The 17404-nt window shown below is 60.1% G+C and carries 16 protein-coding genes; 9 read left to right on the top strand and 7 right to left on the bottom strand.

Annotation, left to right across the window (positions count from 1 at the left end):
- The first annotated feature begins 105 nt into the window (after positions 1 to 105).
- The gene (gene tcdA, locus FFI16_RS20015; protein ID WP_138816465.1) at positions 106 to 915 is read left to right on the top strand and encodes a tRNA cyclic N6-threonylcarbamoyladenosine(37) synthase TcdA; all 810 of its coding nucleotides are present in this window, start codon (positions 106 to 108) and stop codon (positions 913 to 915) included.
- 116 nt (positions 916 to 1031) lie between these two features.
- On the opposite strand, the gene FFI16_RS20010 is transcribed toward tcdA, so the two are convergent.
- The 4 genes from FFI16_RS20010 to FFI16_RS19995 all read right to left on the bottom strand — a co-directional run bounded on the left by FFI16_RS20010 (position 1032) and on the right by FFI16_RS19995 (position 4139).
- The gene (locus tag FFI16_RS20010) at positions 1032 to 1445 is read right to left on the bottom strand and encodes a SufE family protein (RefSeq protein WP_138816464.1); all 414 of its coding nucleotides are present in this window, start codon (positions 1443 to 1445) and stop codon (positions 1032 to 1034) included.
- Positions 1442 to 2647, bottom strand: a complete 1206-nt coding sequence (locus FFI16_RS20005; protein WP_138816463.1) for an aminotransferase class V-fold PLP-dependent enzyme — start codon at positions 2645 to 2647, stop codon at positions 1442 to 1444. Before FFI16_RS20005 ends, FFI16_RS20010 begins: the two co-directional genes overlap by 4 nt.
- A 63-nt stretch (positions 2648 to 2710) precedes the next feature.
- Positions 2711 to 3745 carry a 2,3,4,5-tetrahydropyridine-2,6-dicarboxylate N-succinyltransferase gene (gene dapD / locus FFI16_RS20000; RefSeq protein ID WP_138816462.1) on the bottom strand — a complete coding sequence of 345 codons (1035 nt, stop codon included), beginning with the start codon at positions 3743 to 3745 and terminating at the stop codon, positions 2711 to 2713.
- Positions 3746 to 3776: 31 nt separating this feature from the next.
- Positions 3777 to 4139 carry an ArsC family reductase gene (locus FFI16_RS19995; protein WP_122675984.1) on the bottom strand — a complete coding sequence of 121 codons (363 nt, stop codon included), beginning with the start codon at positions 4137 to 4139 and terminating at the stop codon, positions 3777 to 3779.
- A 224-nt stretch (positions 4140 to 4363) separates the two neighbouring features.
- Between FFI16_RS19995 and FFI16_RS19990 the strand changes: the two genes are divergently transcribed.
- Positions 4364 to 6007, top strand: a complete 1644-nt coding sequence (locus tag FFI16_RS19990) for a Na+/H+ antiporter (protein WP_138816461.1) — start codon at positions 4364 to 4366, stop codon at positions 6005 to 6007.
- Between the two features lie 12 nt (positions 6008 to 6019).
- Here the strand turns inward: FFI16_RS19990 and dapC are convergent, their stop codons facing one another.
- From dapC to map, 3 genes are all read right to left on the bottom strand, one after another.
- Positions 6020 to 7219, bottom strand: coding sequence for a succinyldiaminopimelate transaminase (dapC, locus tag FFI16_RS19985; protein WP_138816460.1), 1200 nt, complete (start codon positions 7217 to 7219; stop codon positions 6020 to 6022).
- A gap of 140 nt (positions 7220 to 7359) precedes the next feature.
- On the bottom strand, positions 7360 to 10062 hold the full coding sequence (locus FFI16_RS19980) for a [protein-PII] uridylyltransferase (RefSeq protein ID WP_138816459.1): 2703 nt from the start codon (positions 10060 to 10062) through the stop codon (positions 7360 to 7362).
- A gap of 66 nt (positions 10063 to 10128) precedes the next feature.
- Positions 10129 to 10911, bottom strand: coding sequence for a type I methionyl aminopeptidase (gene map / locus FFI16_RS19975; protein ID WP_138816458.1), 783 nt, complete (start codon positions 10909 to 10911; stop codon positions 10129 to 10131).
- A gap of 388 nt (positions 10912 to 11299) precedes the next feature.
- Here map and rpsB point away from each other — a divergent pair, with 388 nt between their 5' ends.
- The 7 genes from rpsB (at position 11300) to ispC (ending at position 17371) form a co-directional block, all read left to right on the top strand.
- Complete coding sequence (gene rpsB, locus FFI16_RS19970) at positions 11300 to 12037, top strand: 30S ribosomal protein S2 (protein WP_003219330.1); 738 nt, start codon at positions 11300 to 11302, stop codon at positions 12035 to 12037.
- Between the two features lie 191 nt (positions 12038 to 12228).
- Positions 12229 to 13092, top strand: a complete 864-nt coding sequence (tsf, locus tag FFI16_RS19965; RefSeq protein WP_053254736.1) for a translation elongation factor Ts — start codon at positions 12229 to 12231, stop codon at positions 13090 to 13092.
- Positions 13093 to 13303: 211 nt separating this feature from the next.
- Positions 13304 to 14047 (top strand): UMP kinase, encoded by a 744-nt coding sequence (gene pyrH, locus FFI16_RS19960; RefSeq protein ID WP_003172271.1) that lies wholly within the window; start codon positions 13304 to 13306, stop codon positions 14045 to 14047.
- The gene (gene frr / locus FFI16_RS19955; protein WP_138816457.1) at positions 14044 to 14601 is read left to right on the top strand and encodes a ribosome recycling factor; all 558 of its coding nucleotides are present in this window, start codon (positions 14044 to 14046) and stop codon (positions 14599 to 14601) included. The genes pyrH and frr overlap by 4 nt, the downstream gene beginning before the upstream one ends.
- 17 nt (positions 14602 to 14618) lie before the next feature.
- Positions 14619 to 15374 carry a polyprenyl diphosphate synthase gene (uppS, locus tag FFI16_RS19950; RefSeq protein ID WP_017137143.1) on the top strand — a complete coding sequence of 252 codons (756 nt, stop codon included), beginning with the start codon at positions 14619 to 14621 and terminating at the stop codon, positions 15372 to 15374.
- Positions 15375 to 16184, top strand: coding sequence for a phosphatidate cytidylyltransferase (locus tag FFI16_RS19945; RefSeq protein ID WP_065928976.1), 810 nt, complete (start codon positions 15375 to 15377; stop codon positions 16182 to 16184).
- Entirely contained in the window at positions 16181 to 17371 is a 1191-nt protein-coding gene (gene ispC, locus FFI16_RS19940) for a 1-deoxy-D-xylulose-5-phosphate reductoisomerase (protein ID WP_138816456.1), read from the top strand. The genes FFI16_RS19945 and ispC overlap by 4 nt, the downstream gene beginning before the upstream one ends.
- Positions 17372 to 17404: the final 33 nt, after the last annotated feature.

The following is a 17404-nucleotide window of genomic DNA, read 5'->3' as shown; positions in this document are numbered from 1 at the left end:
GACGTTAGTCAGCGAAAGACCCTCTAAGTTCTTTACTTGTAGCTGGAAGCTTCGAACTTGTCGCTGCGTAGTCCATAATGCGCGCCGGTTTTTGGGGTAATGGTCATGAGCACAGAAGATCCACGGTTTGCAGGCGTCGCCCGCTTGTATGGCATTGAAGGCCTGGAACGCTTGAAAGCGGCCCATGTGGCGATCGTCGGCGTCGGCGGCGTGGGCTCCTGGGCGGCGGAAGCAATTGCCCGGTGCGGCGTGGGCGAGATTTCGCTGTTTGACCTGGACGATGTCTGCGTCAGTAACAGCAACCGCCAGTTGCACGCCCTGGACAGCACCGTGGGCAAGCCCAAGGTCGAAGTGATGGCTGAACGCCTGCGCGGCATCAACCCGAGCTGCACGGTGCACGCGGTGGCGGACTTCGTGACCCGTGACACCATGGCCGAGTACATCACACCGAATATCGATTGCGTGATCGACTGCATCGACGCCGTCAACGCCAAGGCCGCGCTGATCGCCTGGTGCAAGCGCCGCAAGATCCAGATCATCACCACCGGCGGCGCCGGCGGGCAGATCGACCCGACGCTGATCCAGGTCTGCGACTTGAACCGCACCTTCAACGACCCGCTGGCCTCGAAAGTGCGCTCGACCTTGCGCCGCGACTACGGTTTTTCGCGCACCGTGACCCGCCATTACAGCGTGCCATGTGTGTTCTCTACCGAGCAACTGCGCTATCCCAAGCCGGACGGCAGCATATGTTTGCAGAAGAGTTTTGTCGGTGACGGCGTGAAGCTGGATTGTGCCGGTGGGTTTGGCGCGGTGATGATGGTCACGGCCACGTTTGGCATGGTGGCGGCGACCAAGGCGGTGGACAAGATTGTGGCCGGGGTGCGCAGGCCGTCGGAGCGGGTTAAATCCGCCTGAATCTCACTGCCGAGCATAGATCCAAATGTGGGAGCGGGCTTGCTCGCGAAAGCGTAGTGTCAGTCGATACATCATTGACTGAACCACCGCATTCGCGAGCAAGCCCGCTCCCACATTTAGTGTTGTGTACGGCTTAATTCGCGCATGCGCTGCAGTACCGCATTCAAGCCGTTACTGCGCGACGGCGATAGCTGTCGCGATAGGCCCAACTGAGCGAACCAGTCCGGCAGGTCAACCGCCTGCAACTCACTTGCCGACAACCCATTGACCCGTGCCAGCAGCAACGCCACCAACCCTCGGATCATTCGCGCATCGCTGCTGGCGGCAAATTGCCAATGACCATCCTGCAAACGGCCGACCAACCACACCAGGCTTTCACAGCCCTGCACGAGGTTAGCCTCGACCTTTTCGTCATCCGCCAACGCCGGCAGCCGCTCGCCCCATTGCATCAGCATGCGGGCGCGCTGCTCCCAACTGCCGACTGCCTGAAACGACTCAAGCGCGCTGACGGCATCCACAGGCAAGCTCATCGCAACATATCCAGCGCCTGATCCAGCGCTTCAAAGAAGCGTTCCAGGTCATCGGAATCGTTGTACAGCGCCAGGGACACACGGATCGCCCCGGACAGGTGCATGGCTTTGAGCAACGGCATTGCGCAGTGGTGTCCGGCCCGCACGGCAATACCTTGCTCGGTGAGCAGGTGAGCCAGGTCGGCGTTATGCACGCCGTCCACGACGAAACTGGCCAGTGCCACCTGTGGCGAGCCGAGTACGCGCACGCCATTGCGCGCTTTCAGGCCGCGCAGCAGGTAGTCATGCAGGGCCGCTTCATGGGCGACCACAGCCGGCTGGTCCAGTGAGTTCAGGTAATCCAGCGTGGCGCCCAGGCCGATCACACTCGCAATCGGCGGCGTGCCCGCTTCGAAACCCAGCGGGGCAGGGCGAAAGCTCGCACTCTGATACTCGGCCTGCTGCACCATCTCGCCGCCGAACTGCCAATGGCGCAGGTGATGCAGCGCTTCGTTGCGGCCATACAGCACGCCGACGCCGTCCGGGCCGTAGAGCTTATGGCTGGAAAACACGTAGAAGTCGCAACCCAGCGCCTGTACGTCGTGGCGACCGTGGACAATGCCTTGGGCGCCATCGACCACGGTCAATGCACCGTGGGCCTTGGCCATTGGCAGCAAGGCATGCAAGGGTTGCCAGGCGCCGAGTACGTTGGACAGCTGGCTCACTGCCAGCAAGCGCGTGCGCGGGCCGATCAATTCGGCGGCGGCCTGCAGGTCAATCACGCCATCATCGCCTAGGGGCAATACCACCAGCGTCAGCGCGCGACGCTTGGCCAGTTGCTGCCAGGGCAGCAGGTTGGCGTGGTGTTCCAGGGCGCTGATGACAATCTCATCGCCCGCATTGAATAAGTGCTCAAGGCCATAGGCCAAGAGGTTCAGCGCAGACGTCGCGCCGTGGGTAAACACGATCTGCCCGTTATCACCTGCGTTCAACCACTGCGCGACCTTGCTGCGACTGTCTTCAAACGCCTGAGTCGCATGGGCACCCGGCAAATGCTGGGCACGGTGCACATTGGCTGCGCCATTGGCGTAGTAATGGCTGATGGCATCCAACAGGGCTTGGGGTTTTTGCGTGGTGGCGGCGTTGTCCAGGTAGGTCTGGTCTTGCCGTTGCAGGGTGGCGATGGCCGGGAAATCGGCACGCCAGGGAGAGGGCACAAGCATGGTCTTAAGACTCGTATAAGCGAGCCCCAGGTTTGGGGCCCGCTAGTGGCATCGAGTGGCTGCTTAGTTGTGAGCGTGCAGCGCTTCGTTCAGTTCGATCGCCGATTTGTGGGTTTTGCACTCCACGGCACCGGTCTGGGAATTGCGGCGGAACAGCAGGTCCGACTGGCCGGCCAGTTCGCGCGCCTTGACCACTTTGACCAGTTGGTTGTGCTCGTCGAGCAGGGCAACCTTGGTGCCGGCAGTCACGTACAGGCCCGATTCCACGGTATTGCGGTCGCCCAACGGGATACCGATACCGGCGTTGGCGCCGATCAGGCAGCCTTCGCCAACCTTGATCACGATGTTGCCGCCACCCGACAGGGTGCCCATGGTAGAGCAACCGCCGCCCAGGTCCGAACCCTTGCCGACGAATACACCTGCCGATACACGGCCTTCGATCATGCCAGGGCCTTCGGTGCCGCCGTTGAAGTTGACGAAACCTTCGTGCATCACGGTGGTGCCTTCGCCCACGTAGGCGCCCAGGCGGATGCGCGCGGCATCCGCGATACGCACACCGGATGGCACTACGTAGTCAGTCATTTTCGGGAACTTGTCCACCGAGATCACTTCCAGCAGCTCGCCACGCAGGCGTGCTTCCAGCTGGCGCTCGGCCAATTCGTTGATGTCGATTGCGCCCTGGCTGGTCCATGCCACGTTCGGCAACTGCGGGAACACACCGGCCAGGCTCAAGCCGTGGGGCTTGACCAGGCGGTGGGACAGCAGATGCAGCTTGAGGTAGGCCTCAGGCGTGGAGGTGAGCGCGGCGTCTTCGGCCAACAGCGTGGCGACCAGCGGTGTGTGGCTTTCAGCCAGGCGGCTGAGCAACGCGGCCTGGGCCGTGTCGACCCCTTTGAGCGCGTCAGCCAGTTGCAGCGCCTGGCTCACGGTGAAGGTAATGGCCTGGTTGCCTTCGGTGTAACCAAGGATCGGCGCGATGGCATCAACGATCTCGGCCGACGGGTTGAGCAGCGGCTGTGCGTAAAACACTTCCAGCCAAGTACCTTGGCGGTTCTGAGTGCCGACGCCGAAGCCCAGGCTGAACAGGGAATAGGACATGCTGTTACCTCTACAAAAATGGAAGGCTGGCCTACTTGAGGGCCGCCGAATAACTATCTGGCTTGAAGCCAATCAGGGTTCTGTCTCCGAGATCGAGCACCGGGCGCTTGATCATCGAGGGTTGTGCGAGCATCAATTCAATGGCTTTCGACTGATCGAGATCGGCTTTGCGTTCGTCTTCGAGTTTGCGAAAGGTGGTGCCTGCACGGTTCAAAACCACCTGCCAACCGTGCTCATTGCACCATTGGGTCAAGTGTTCGCGGTCGATACCGGCCGTTTTGTAGTCGTGGAACTCATAGTTCACCGCGTGCTCATCGAGCCAGGTGCGCGCCTTTTTCATGGTGTCGCAGGCTTTGATGCCGAAAAGGTGCAAGGTTTTGCTTGAAGCGGTCAAGGAATTGCCCCCCTTTGGACGTACGAAAGTTAAAGGTCACGGATTATGCCACGACCAGCGGGTTTGGGTGCCGCTCGTCATACTTGCCGATGCTTCAGTGCGACTTATGTGCAAAAGCAGTTGCGCAGCCGAGCGGGTAACATAGCCGTTTAATATGGCACTTCAACGGCCCGTTGTTGCCAGATCGGTGTCATAGCAAGTCGATTGTCCGGGAACCCCGCGTTATGCAAACCGCCTACACCGTTCTTATCCTGCTGATGCTGGTCAGCGTTTCGCGCCTTGTCGGGCGCATTATTCCCCTGCCGTTGCCCTTGGTGCAGATCGCCGCCGGGGCCTTGCTGGCCTGGCCGACGCTGGGGCTGCACGTGGCGCTGGACCCGGAGCTGTTCCTGTTTCTGTTCCTGCCGCCGTTGCTGTTCTCCGATGGCTGGCGCATGCCCAAGCGCGAATTGTGGCGACTCAGAGGCCCGATCCTGACGTTGGCGGTGGGGCTGGTGTTGTTTACCGTGGTCGGTGCCGGTTACTTCATCCATTGGATATTGCCTACGATCCCGTTGCCGGTGGCCTTCGCCTTGGCGGCCGTATTGTCCCCGACTGACGCCGTAGCGGTGTCGGCCATTTCCCAAAATCGCCTGCCAAAACCTTTGATGCATATGCTGCAAGGCGAGGCATTGATGAATGATGCCTCGGGCCTGGTGACCTTCAAGTTCGCCCTGGCGGCGGCGTTGACCGGCGTGTTTTCCCTGGCCGATGCCAGCCTGACTTTTGTGCTGGTAGCGGTGGGCGGCCTCGCGGTAGGCGTGGCGCTGAGCTGGTTGGTCGGCCGTTTACGTGCCTGGATGATTGCCCGTGGCTGGGACGACCCGGCCACCCACGTGGTGTTTATGTTACTGCTGCCGTTCGCAGCCTATGTGCTGGCCGAGCGCCTGGGGGCATCGGGCATTCTGTCGGCGGTGGCGGCGGGCATGATGCAAAGCTGGCTCGACTTGCTGCCACGCCAGACCAGTACGCGCCTGCTCAACCGCAGTGTCTGGTCGCTGCTGGAGTTTGCGTTTAATGGCCTGATCTTTTTGCTACTGGGCCTGCAACTGCCGGACATCATAAAGGCCGTGGTCAGTCACGAGCCGACACTGTGGCCAACCTTGCTGTATCGCTGCCTGGATGTGGTTGCGATTTTCCTGGTGCTGGTGGTGTTGCGCTTTATCTGGGTGCAAAGCATCTGGCGGCTTTCGGGTTTACTGCGGCGTATTCGCGGTAAAAGCGAGCTGACATTGGTGCCGACTGCCCGTTCCTGCTGGCTGTTGACTGTTGGCGGCGTGCGCGGTGCTGTCACCTTGGCGGGTGTGATGTCGGTGCCTCTGCTGCTGGCGCCGGGCCAGGATTTCCCGGAGCGCGATCTGCTGATTTTCATCGCCGCTGGCGTGATCCTGTTGTCGCTGGTCGCCGCCTGTATCGCCTTGCCATTGCTGCTGCGTGGCATCGAACAGAGCCCGGATGAAAAGCGCCATAACGAAGTGCGCGAGGCGTGGAAAAAGACCGCCGTGGCCGCCATCCATGCGCTGGAAGCGGACGAGCCTGCCGAAACCGAAACCCCAGACGCCGCCCAGGCAGCACTTGCGACCGAGCTAAAGGCGCGCCTGATGTCGGAATATCGTCATCAGTTGGAAGTATTCAACGATTCAGCCGAAGCCCAGGCGCTGGCGCACCAGATGGACTTGCTTGAGCGTAAATTGCGCCTCAAGGCCCTGCGCGCGCAGCGCTTGGAGTTGTATAGCTTGAGCCGCCATCACCAGATCGGTGATGACGTTTTGCGCGAGGTGTTGGCGGATCTGGATATGAGTGAGGCGAATCTGGGTCACGTGAAGTGACCCGGGCGGTGCTTACCGACGACGGTTGACGAAGTCCCGAATCCGCTCCGCCGCTTCCACACACTCCGCCAACGGCGCCACCAGCGCCAGGCGTACGCGCCCGGCGCCAGGGTTAAAGCCGTCGACTTCGCGTGACAGGTACGAGCCCGGCACGACGGTCACGTGTTCTTCTACGAATAAGTCGCGGCAGAAGGCGGCGTCGTCTCCCTTCACATTCGGCCACAAGTAGAAGCCGCCATCCGGGCTTTGCACGTCCAGCACCGGCTTGAGGATCGCCAGCACGGCGTCGAATTTCTCCCGATACTTATCACGGTTGGCCAGCACGTGGGCCTCATCCTGCCAGGCCGCAATACTCGCCAGCTGGGTTTGCACCGGCATCGCGCAGCCGTGGTAGGTGCGGTACAGCAGGAAGGCCTTGAGGATATCGGCGTCGCCGGCCACGAAACCTGAACGCAGGCCCGGCAGGTTGGAGCGTTTGGACAGGCTGTGGAACACCACGCAACGTTTGAAATCCTGGCGGCCCAGTTCCACGCAGGCGCTGAGCAAGCCCGGCGGCGGGGTCTGTTCGTCGAAGTACAGCTCGCTGTAGCACTCGTCGGCGGCGATCACGAAGTCGTATTCGTCGGCCAGGGCGATGAGTTTTTTCAGGGTCTCGACCGGGATCAGCGCGCCGGTCGGGTTGCCTGGGGAGCACAGGAACAGGATCTGGCAACGTTTCCAGATGTCTGGCGACACGGCGTCGAAGTCCGGGTTGAAACCGTTGCTGTCCAGGCACGCCAGGTAATGCGGCTTGGCCCCGGCCAGGAACGCTGCTCCCTCGTAGATCTGATAGAACGGGTTCGGGCTGACCACCAGTGCATCGTCAGCGCGGTTGACCACGGTCTGGGTGAAGGCAAACAACGCCTCGCGGGTGCCATTGACCGGCAAAATGTTACGCGCCGGATCCAGCCAGCCTTTGGGCACGTTAAAGCGCCGCTCGCACCAGGCGCCGATGGCCTCGCGCAGGGCCGGGATGCCCAGGGTGGTCGGGTAAACCGCCATCTGGTCGAGGTTATCCGCCAGGGCCTTGGCCACGAAGGCCGGGGATTTGTGCTTCGGCTCGCCGATGGACAGCGCGATCGGGCGTTTATCCGGGTTCGGTGTGACGCTGCCGAGCAGGGCGCGCAGTTTCTCGAATGGGTAGGGCTGCAGCTGGTTCAGGGCGTTGTTCATGTAAGCCTCTTACGGTCAGCACGCACTCTGTGGGAGCTGGCTTGGCTGCGATGGCATCACTGTGGTCTGTCTGATAGACCAAGGTGTCTGCATCGCAGGCAAGCCAGCTCCCACATGAATCGTGTCCACAATGTTAAAAATCAAATGGTCAGTCTGGTCAGCTCGACACCCGGTTCCTGGCTCACGCTCAATTGCTGCACGATTGCTTCCTGCAACCGCAGGCACAGCTGCGGATCGGACAGCGGCTGGTTGTCGGCGTCGGTAATAAAGAACACGTCTTCTACGCGTTCCCCCAGGGTCGCAATCTTGGCGTTCTGCAACGACAGGTCGAACTCCAGGAAAATCCCGCCAATGCGCGCCAGCAAGCCCGGGCGGTCCGGTGCGCTGAGTTCCAGCACCGTCACCGGGCGCTGGGCGTCATTGGAAATGGTCACCTGGGGCGCAAAGGCAAAGTGTTTGAGCTGGCGCGGTACCCGACGCTGGATGATGGTCGGGTAGTCGTCCGGGTTGCGCAGAGCCTCGGTAAGGCCTTCGCGGATCTTTTTCACACGGGCCGGGTTGTCGCCGATCGAGTCACCGTCGGTGTCGAGCACAATGTAGGTGTCGAGGGTGAACTGGCTGCTGGAGGTGATAACCCGCGCGTCATGGATGTTCAGGTTGAGCTGGTCCATGGCGGCCACGGTCACGGCGAAGAAGTCATGCTGGTCCGGCGCGTAGATGAAGATCTGCGTGCCGCCCTCGAACTCGCGTTGGGTGGTTTCCTTGATCAGCACCAGTGGGCCGCCGTCGGCCGGCTGTTGCAGGATCGCGTCACTGTGCCAGGCCACGTCGCCGGCGGTGTGGCGCAGGAAGTAGTCATCACCCAGTTGCGACCACAGCTGCTCGACGTCATCCGGGTCGTTGCCGCCGCGCACGAGAATATCCAGGGCCGCGCTTTGGGTGCGGCGGATCTGCTCTTCGCGGTCCACCGGGTTTTCCAGGCCACGGCGCAGCGCGCGCTTGGTCTCGGTGTAGAGCTGGCGCAACAGGCTGGCACGCCAGGAGTTCCACAGCGTCGGGTTGGTGGCGTTGATGTCGGAGACGGTCAGCACGTAGAGATAGTCGAGGCGGGTTTCATCGCCGACGATCCCGGCAAAATCGTGGATCACCTGCGGGTCGGACAGGTCCTTGCGCTGCGCGGTGGTCGACATCACCAGGTGGTTCTGCACCAGCCACACGATCAGGCGGCTGTCCCACAGCGGCAGTTGGTGGCGCTGGCAGAAGGCTTCGGCATCGACCGCGCCCACTTCGGAGTGATCGCCATGCCGGCCTTTGCCGATGTCGTGGTACAGGCCGGCCAGGTAGATCAGCTCGGGCTTGGGCAGCTTGGCCATGAGCTTGCTGGCCAACGGGAATTTCTCTGACACCTGGGTGTACTGCAACTTACGCAGGTGTTTGATCAAGTTGAGGGTGTGGGCGTCGACGGTATAGATGTGGAACAGGTCGTGCTGCATCTGCCCGACAATAAAGCCGAACTCCGGCAGGTAGCGGCCGAGGATGCCGTAACGGTTCATGCGCCGCAGGTTGCGGTGGATGCCGATCTTGCACTTGAACAGCTCGATAAACAGGCTGGTGTTGCGGATGTCGTTGCGAAAGTCGTCGTCGATCAGGTGACGGTTTTCCCGCAGCAGACGGATAGTGTCGGCGCGCACGCCTTTGATTTCCGGCTGCTGGGCCATCAGCACGAAGATTTCCAGCATGGCGAACGGCGTGCGCCGGAACACATTGTCGTTGCGCGCCTCGATATAGCCGTCGTGCAGTTGGAAGCGCGAATTGATCGGCTGCGGCGGTGCTTCGTCTTCCGGCGCCAGAATCACTTCTTCGAAGTGCTGGATGATCAGGTCGCTGAGCTGGGCAATGCTCATGACCACGCGGTAATACTGCTGCATGAAGCTTTCGATGCTGGTTTTTGCGTCTTCGCCTTCAAAGCCCAGCAAGGTGGCGATGGAGCGCTGATGGTCGAACAGCAGGCGGTCTTCGGAACGCCCGGCGAGCATGTGCAGGGCATAACGCACTTTCCACAGAAACTCCTGGGATGAGGCCAACAGGGCATTTTCGCTTTCGACCAGAAAGCCCTCGCCAGCCAGGGCGCGCAGGTTAAGGGTGCCGTACTGGCGACGGGCAACCCACAGGATGGTCTGGATGTCACGCAACCCGCCCGGCGAGCCTTTGACGTTGGGCTCAAGGTTGTATTCAGTGTCGTTGTACTTGTGGTGCCGGGCTTTTTGCTCGGCACGCTTGGCCAGGAAGAACTCCTTGCTCGGCCACATATGCGCGGTGCTGGTCACCTCCAGCATGCGCTGGCGCAGGCGTTCTGGCCCGGCGATGGTGCGGCTCTCCATCAGGTTGGTGATCACGGTGAGGTCGGCGCGCGCCTCCTCGGCGCACTCGTCCACCGAGCGCACGCTCTGGCCGACTTCCAGGCCGATGTCCCACAACAGCGTCAGAAAACGCTCGATGGAATCGCGAAAGATCTCATGATCGGCGCTGTCCAGCAGGATCAGCAGGTCGATGTCGGAGTAGGGGTGCAACTCGCCGCGACCGTAGCCGCCGACCGCTACCAGGGCGATGTCGGCGTCTTCACTCCAGCTGAACTGTTCCCAGGCCTTTTGCAGGATGTTGTCGACGAACCAGGCGCGGTCCTCGATCAGCCGGCGAATGTCCCGGCCGCTGCGAAAGCGCTCATCGAGCACGTCGCGGGCCTGGCGGATAGCCTTCTTGAAGGCGGCGATGGGGCTTGCCTTCAGCGCCAGTTCGGCCTGGAACTGGCCGCGGTCGAAGAGTTCGGGATCCACCTGGGGCATCGATCGGCTTTCCTATCTGTCTATGGAGTCAGTCACAACGGTGTCGCTGGAAAACCGAGGCAACCTTCAGGCCGAAACGCGAGGAATCGTGTCGTCTGCGCGCAGGGTGAAGATCTCGTAGCCGGTTTCGGTGACCAGCAGGGTGTGTTCCCACTGGGCCGAGAGCTTGCGGTCCTTGGTGATGGCGGTCCAGCCGTCGCCCAGCACCTTGGTGTCGGCCTTGCCCTGGTTGATCATCGGCTCGATGGTGAAGGTCATGCCCGCCTTGAGCTCCATGCCGGTGCCGGCGCGGCCGTAGTGCAGGATCTGCGGCTCTTCGTGGAACACCTTGCCGATGCCGTGGCCGCAGAATTCACGGACTACCGAGAAACCGTTCTTTTCCGCGTGCTTCTGGATCACTTCACCGATGTCGCCCAGGCGGCAGCCGGGCTTGACGATCTCGATGGCCTTATACATGCATTCCTGGGTGACCTGGGACAGACGCTCAGCCCAGACCGGCACGGTGCCGACGTGGAACATGCGGCTGGTGTCGCCGTGGTAGCCATCCTTGATCACCGTGACGTCGATGTTCAGGGTGTCGCCGTCCTTCAACGGTTTGTCGCCCGGGATCCCGTGGCAGACCACGTGGTTGATCGAGGTGCAGATCGACTTGGGGAAGCCCTTGTAGTTGAGCGGGGCAGGGATGGCTTTTTGCACGTCGACTATATAGTCGTGGCAAATGCGGTCCAGGGCTTCGGTGGTGACGCCGGGTTTGACGTGTTCGGCAATCATTTCCAGCACGTCGGCAGCCAGTTTGCCGGCAACGCGCATGCCTGCGATGTCTTCGGCGGTTTTCAAGTTAACGGTCATACAGGCTCTCTCTAGCGCGACGCGCTGAAATCAATACGGTTTACGGGCGTGCGACAAAAGGTTACAGAATTCGCACAAGCCCCAAAAAACCTGATTCTAACAGACGCGGGCGGCAAATCATGAGCCTCTGATGATCGCTTCTGTCTATCAAGGTGGGGGCATATTGGCTCTATTCAAAGGGTTACGCAAAAGCGGAGCACGGCAAATGTGATTGCGGGTTTCGTTTTTGTGCTTCGTGTGGTATAAAATGCGCCGCTTTCCGGGGATGCCCCGCGAAGCTTAAATCCACACACGTGTCGACACGATGACCTGGGTGCCGGAGGCCTTGAAGCCGCTGGTTGGTCATTGGGATACGTGGAGGCCAAACCCGACTTATTAAGGAACTATCATGTCCCAAGTCAACATGCGCGATATGCTGAAGGCCGGTGTGCACTTCGGTCACCAGACCCGTTACTGGAACCCGAAAATGGGTAAGTACATTTTCGGCGCGCGTAACAAGATCCACATTATCAACCTTGAAAAAACCCTGCCAATGTTCAACGAAGCTCTGACTTTCGTAGAGCGTCTGGCCCAGGGCAAAAACAAGATCCTGTTCGTCGGCACCAAGCGTTCCGCTGGCAAGATCGTTGCTGAAGAAGCAGCACGTTGCGGTTCGCCGTACGTCGATCACCGCTGGTTGGGCGGCATGCTGACCAACTTCAAAACCATCCGTGCTTCCATCAAGCGTCTGCGTGACCTTGAAGTGCAAGCCGAAGACGGTACTTTCGCCAAGCTGACCAAGAAAGAGGCGCTGATGCGCACTCGCGACCTGGAAAAGCTCGATCGTTCCCTGGGTGGTATCAAGGACATGGGCGGTCTGCCTGACGCACTGTTCGTTATCGACGTTGATCACGAGCGCATCGCGATCACCGAAGCCAACAAGCTGGGCATCCCGGTTATCGGCGTAGTCGATACCAACAGCAGCCCGGAAGGCGTTGACTACATCATCCCAGGCAACGATGACGCAATCCGCGCTATCCAGCTGTACATGGGTTCGATGGCTGACGCTGTAATCCGTGGTCGCAACCACGTTGCTGGTGGTACCGAGCAGTTCGTTGAAGAAGCTCCGGTAGCTGCCGCTGAGTAATTAGCGCCCTGGCGTTGACTCAGTAAGCAAAAAGGGGGCTTGGCCCCCTTTTTGCCACCTCGAAAACCATTTGTCGGCAGCGCAGCTACAACTTTTGTAACGTGCAGCGGCCTACAAGGGTGATTCGGGAAGAATTGATCGCCCGTTTGATCGGGTGGAATGGTTGAAAACCTATCCAAGAGGATTTTGAAATGGCAGAGATTACTGCAGCGTTGGTTAAAGAACTGCGTGAGCGTACCGGCGAAGGCATGATGGATTGCAAAAAGGCCTTGACCAAGGCTGGCGGCGACATCGAAAAAGCCATCGACGACATGCGTGCTTCCGGCGCCATCAAGGCTGCCAAGAAAGCTGGCAACGTCGCTGCTGAAGGCGCTATCGCTCTGGTTGAAGACGGCAAGGCTGCCGTTCTGCTGGAAGTGAACTCCCAGACCGACTTCCTGGCTCTGCAAGACGACTTCAAGGCATTCGTTGCTGCCAGCGTCAAGAAAGCATTCGACGACAAGCTGACTACTGTTGAGCCGTTGATCGAAGCTCAAGAAGCTGATCGCTTGGTACTGGTCGGCAAGGTTGGCGAAAACGTCAACATCCGTCGCCTGGCTCGCATCGAAGGTGATGTGGTTGGTGGTTACCTGCACGGTAACAAAATCGGCGTTGTGGTTGCCCTGAAAGGCGGCGACGTTGAGCTGGCAAAAGACATCGCTATGCACGTAGCAGCCAGCAACCCTGAATTCCTGCTGCCATCGGAAGTCTCCGCTGACGCAATCGAACGCGAAAAAGCCGTGTTCCTGAGCCTCAACGCTGACAAGATCGCCGGCAAGCCGGAAAACATCGTTGAAAACATGATCAAAGGCCGTATCAGCAAGTTCCTGGCTGAAGCGAGCCTGGTTGAGCAGGCGTTCGTCAAGAACCCTGAAATCAAGGTTGGCGAACTGGCTAAGAAAGCCGGTGCTGAAATCGTTTCCTTCACCTACTACAAAGTAGGCGAGGGCATCGAGAAGCCGGTCGACAACTTCGCTGAAGAAGTTGCTGCCCAGCTGGCTGCCGCCAAGCAATAAGACAGTTTTCAACTGTCGCCGAAAGAGGCTGCCCGCTCACGCGCGCAGCCTCTTTTCAAATGGGAAGGCCAATTTTTATTTGGTTTCCTTTCGGAACTGGCTTACAAAGCCGTGTTCCGATGGCGCTGTGATAGCGTCCAGCTAGAGTGAACGCAAGCCGTAAACGGCTCGCCAAGAATTTTTAAAAAATACGCCGCAGGAGAGATTCGCAATGGCTCAGCAGGGCAGTGGTTATCAGGCTCGCTATAAACGCATTCTACTCAAGCTCAGCGGCGAGGCCCTGATGGGCTCGGAAGAGTTCGGGATCGATCCCAAAGTACTCGACCGCATGGCGCTCGAAGTTGGCCAACTGGTCGGCATCGGCGTACAAGTCGGCCTGGTGATTGGCGGCGGTAACCTGTTCCGTGGCGCGGCACTGAGTGCTGCCGGTATGGACCGGGTCACTGGCGATCACATGGGCATGCTGGCCACTGTGATGAACGCCCTGGCCATGCGCGACGCCCTGGAGCGCGCCAATATCTCGGCCATCGTGATGTCGGCTATTTCCATGGTTGGCGTGACTGATCATTATGATCGCCGCAAAGCCATGCGCCACCTGAACGCCAAAGAAGTCGTGATCTTTGCTGCCGGTACCGGCAACCCGTTCTTCACCACGGACTCGGCTGCCTGCCTGCGTGCTATCGAAATCGATGCCGACGTGGTGCTCAAGGCCACCAAGGTGGATGGCGTCTACACTGCTGACCCATTCAAAGACCCGCATGCCGAGAAGTTCGATCATCTGACCTACGATGAAGTGCTGGATCGCAAGCTGGGTGTGATGGACCTGACGGCTATTTGCCTGTGCCGCGACCATAAGATGCCGCTGCGCGTATTTAACATGAACAAGCCCGGCGCCCTGCTGAACATCGTACACGGCGGCGCGGAAGGGACTCTGATCGAGGAAGGCCAACAATGATCAACGAAATCAAGAAAGACGCTCAAGAGCGTATGCAGAAATCCCTGGAGTCTCTGGCCCATGCATTTGGCCAGATTCGTACCGGCAAGGCTCACCCAAGCATCCTGGGTAGCGTGATGGTGCCGTACTACGGCACAGATACCTCCATCACCCAGGTAGCCAACATCACCGTAAAAGATTCGCGTACCCTGCAGGTTGTGGCCTTTGAGCGCAACATGCTCGGCGCTGTCGACAAAGCCATCCAGAGCGCTGGCTTGAACCTCAACCCGACCAACCTGGGTGAGTTGCTGCTGATCTCCATGCCGGCCCTGACCGAGGAAACCCGTAAGGGCTTCACCAAGCAGGCGCGCAGTGCAGCTGAAGATGCGCGGGTTGCAGTACGTAATATCCGCCGTGATGCGCTGGGTGACCTGAAGAAACTGGTCAAGGACAAAGAAATCAGCGAAGACGAAGAGCGTCGCGCCGTCGCCGATATCGACAAGCTGACCAAAGATGCCGAGGCCCAGATCACCAAGGCCACGGAAGAGAAAGAAAAGGACCTGATGGCCGTATAAGGGATCAGGACGCCTTCATGGAAAAGACCAAGCAGACTGTGCCCTCTGTGGTGCCGCGCCATGTCGCGATCATCATGGATGGGAATAATCGCTGGGCGAAGAAACGCTTTATGCCGGGTGTTGCCGGGCATAAAGCGGGTGTCGATGCAGTGCGCGCCGTGATTGAGGTGTGTGCCGAGGCCAAGGTCGAAGTGTTGACCTTGTTTGCCTTCTCCAGTGAGAACTGGCAACGGCCGGCCGAAGAAGTCAGCGCCTTGATGGACCTGTTCTTCAAGGCTTTGCGTCGTGAGGCCAAGCGCCTCAACGACAACAACATCAGCCTGCGTATCATCGGTGACCGCTCGCGGTTTCACCCGGAGTTGCAGGCGGCCATGCGCGAAGCTGAAGCCATCACCGCCGGCAGCAACCGTTTTGTACTGCAGATCGCGGCCAACTATGGCGGCCAGTGGGATATCGCCCAGGCCGCGCAGCGCCTTGCCCGCGAAGTACAGGCCGGGCACCTGCGGCCCGACGACATCACGCCCGAATTGTTGCAAACCTGCCTGGTGACCGGCGACCTGCCGTTACCGGACCTGTGCATCCGCACCGGTGGCGAGCACCGCATCAGCAATTTCCTGCTGTGGCAGCTGGCCTACACCGAGCTGTACTTCTCCGACCTGTTCTGGCCGGACTTCAAACACGATGCCATGCGTAATGCACTGGCCGATTTCGCTTCCCGTCAGCGCCGCTTCGGTAAAACGAGCGAGCAGATCGAAGCTGGAGCCCGGGTTTAAATGCTTAAACAACGAATCATCACCGCACTGATCCTGCTGCCGATTGCCTTGTGTGGGTTTTTCCTGCTCGACGGTTCCGGCTTCGCGCTGTTTATTGGCGTGGTCGTGACCCTGGGGGCCTGGGAATGGGCGCGCCTGGCGGGCTTTAATGCGCAATTGCCACGTGTGGTCTACGCCGCTGTCGTGGCGCTGTTGCTGTTTCTGATGCATACCCTGTCGAGCATCGTGGTGCCTTGGGTGTTGGGCGCTGCGGTGCTGTGGTGGGCGCTCGCGACCTTCCTGGTGCTGACGTTTCCGCGCACCAGCGGCCATTGGTCCAGTGTTGCCAGCAAGCTGGTGATTGGCTTGCTGATTCTGCTGCCGGCCTGGCAAGGCCTGGTGGAAATCAAGAATGCACCGATGGGCAACTGGCTGATCATGGCGGTGATGGTGTTGGTGTGGGGCGCCGATATTGGCGCCTACTTCTCTGGCCGCGCCTTCGGCAAGCGCAAGCTGGCTCCGGCTGTCAGCCCCGGCAAGAGCTGGGAAGGCGTCTACGGCGGCTTGGCGTTGACCTTGCTGATCACGCTGGTAGTGGGTGTTGTGCGCGACTGGTCGGTGAAGGAAATACTCCTGGCCCTGCTGGGCACGGCAGTCGTGGTGTTCATCTCGGTGGTGGGCGACCTGACTGAAAGCATGTTCAAGCGCCAGGCCGGGATCAAGGACAGCAGCAACCTGTTGCCGGGTCATGGCGGCGTGCTGGACCGTATCGACAGCCTTACCGCTGCCATCCCGATCTTTGCCGTGCTGTTGTGGATGACGGCTTCGTGAGCCGCTTGCAACAGGTGACCGTGCTGGGTGCAACCGGCTCGGTGGGGCTGAGCACCCTGGATGTGATCGCTCGTCATCCTGACCGTTATCAGGTGTTTGCGTTGACCGGATTCACCCGTTTGAGCGAACTGCTGGCCCTGTGCGTGCGCCACACGCCGCGCTTTGCCGTAGTGCCTGAAGTGCCGGCAGCACGTGGCTTGCAGCAACAGTTGCAGGCTGCCGGACTGGCTACGCAGGTGTTGGTAGGTGAGGAAGGTTTGTGCCAGGTGTCGGCCGATGCCGAAGTGGACACTGTGGTGGCGGCTATTGTCGGCGCAGCGGGTTTGCGCCCGACGCTGGCAGCGGTGGATGCTGGCAAGAAGATCCTGTTGGCCAATAAAGAAGCGCTGGTCATGTCCGGCACGCTTTTTATGCAGGCGGTCCGCAAGAGCGGCGCAGTATTGCTGCCCCTCGACAGCGAACACAATGCAATTTTCCAGTGCATGCCAGGCGATTTTGCCCGTGGCTTGAGCCAGGTGGGTGTACGGCGGATTCTTCTTACGGCATCCGGTGGCCCATTCCGGCAAACTCCTTTGGCTGACCTTGAGCATGTGTCGCCTGACCAGGCCTGTGCGCACCCGAACTGGTCCATGGGGCGTAAAATTTCCGTGGACTCGGCGAGCATGATGAACAAAGGCCTGGAGTTGATTGAGGCGTGCTGGCTGTTCGATGCGCGGCCTGATCAGGTCGAGGTGGTGATCCACCCGCAAAGTGTGATTCATTCCCTGGTCGACTACGTGGACGGTTCGGTGTTGGCGCAACTGGGTAACCCGGACATGCGCACGCCGATCGCCAATGCCCTGGCCTGGCCGGAGCGAATTGACTCGGGTGTCGCGCCGTTGGACCTGTTCGCCGTCGCACGCCTGGACTTCGAAGCGCCGGACGAGCAACGCTTCCCGTGCCTGCGTTTGGCGCGGCAAGCGGCAGAGGCGGGCAATAGCGCGCCGGCGATGCTCAATGCGGCTAATGAGGTGGCTGTGGCGGCGTTTCTTGATGGGCGTATTCGCTTCCCGCAGATCCCGAGTCTCATCGAGGAAGTTTTGAGCCTTGAGCCCGTTGTGGCAGTGGATGATTTAAGTGCAGTGTTCGAGGCCGATGCAAAGGCCCGCACGCTGGCCGAGCAATGGTTGAACCGCAACGCGCGTTAGTCTGTGGGCAGGTTTGAGCCTTCAGGCACTGGA

It is taken from the genome of Pseudomonas sp. KBS0710 (assembly GCF_005938045.2).
Lineage (GTDB): Bacteria > Pseudomonadota > Gammaproteobacteria > Pseudomonadales > Pseudomonadaceae > Aquipseudomonas.
This window is presented reverse-complemented; position numbering and strand designations above follow the sequence as displayed.

Bases quoted from the DNA above. Each gene is read 5' to 3' on its own strand.
- FFI16_RS19990 (WP_138816461.1), top strand. From the start codon at position 4,364: ATGCAAACCGCCTACACCGTTCTTATCCTGCTGATGCTGGTCAGCGTT.
- FFI16_RS19945 (WP_065928976.1), top strand. From the start codon at position 15,375: ATGCTTAAACAACGAATCATCACCGCACTGATCCTGCTGCCGATTGCC.
- uppS (WP_017137143.1), top strand. From the start codon at position 14,619: ATGGAAAAGACCAAGCAGACTGTGCCCTCTGTGGTGCCGCGCCATGTC.
- pyrH (WP_003172271.1), top strand. From the start codon at position 13,304: ATGGCTCAGCAGGGCAGTGGTTATCAGGCTCGCTATAAACGCATTCTA.
- FFI16_RS19980 (WP_138816459.1), bottom strand. From the start codon at position 10,062: ATGCCCCAGGTGGATCCCGAACTCTTCGACCGCGGCCAGTTCCAGGCC.
- map (WP_138816458.1), bottom strand. From the start codon at position 10,911: ATGACCGTTAACTTGAAAACCGCCGAAGACATCGCAGGCATGCGCGTT.
- FFI16_RS20010 (WP_138816464.1), bottom strand. From the start codon at position 1,445: ATGAGCTTGCCTGTGGATGCCGTCAGCGCGCTTGAGTCGTTTCAGGCA.
- tcdA (WP_138816465.1), top strand. From the start codon at position 106: ATGAGCACAGAAGATCCACGGTTTGCAGGCGTCGCCCGCTTGTATGGC.
- dapD (WP_138816462.1), bottom strand. From the start codon at position 3,745: ATGTCCTATTCCCTGTTCAGCCTGGGCTTCGGCGTCGGCACTCAGAAC.
- rpsB (WP_003219330.1), top strand. From the start codon at position 11,300: ATGTCCCAAGTCAACATGCGCGATATGCTGAAGGCCGGTGTGCACTTC.
- frr (WP_138816457.1), top strand. From the start codon at position 14,044: ATGATCAACGAAATCAAGAAAGACGCTCAAGAGCGTATGCAGAAATCC.
- FFI16_RS20005 (WP_138816463.1), bottom strand. From the start codon at position 2,647: ATGCTTGTGCCCTCTCCCTGGCGTGCCGATTTCCCGGCCATCGCCACC.
- dapC (WP_138816460.1), bottom strand. From the start codon at position 7,219: ATGAACAACGCCCTGAACCAGCTGCAGCCCTACCCATTCGAGAAACTG.
- tsf (WP_053254736.1), top strand. From the start codon at position 12,229: ATGGCAGAGATTACTGCAGCGTTGGTTAAAGAACTGCGTGAGCGTACC.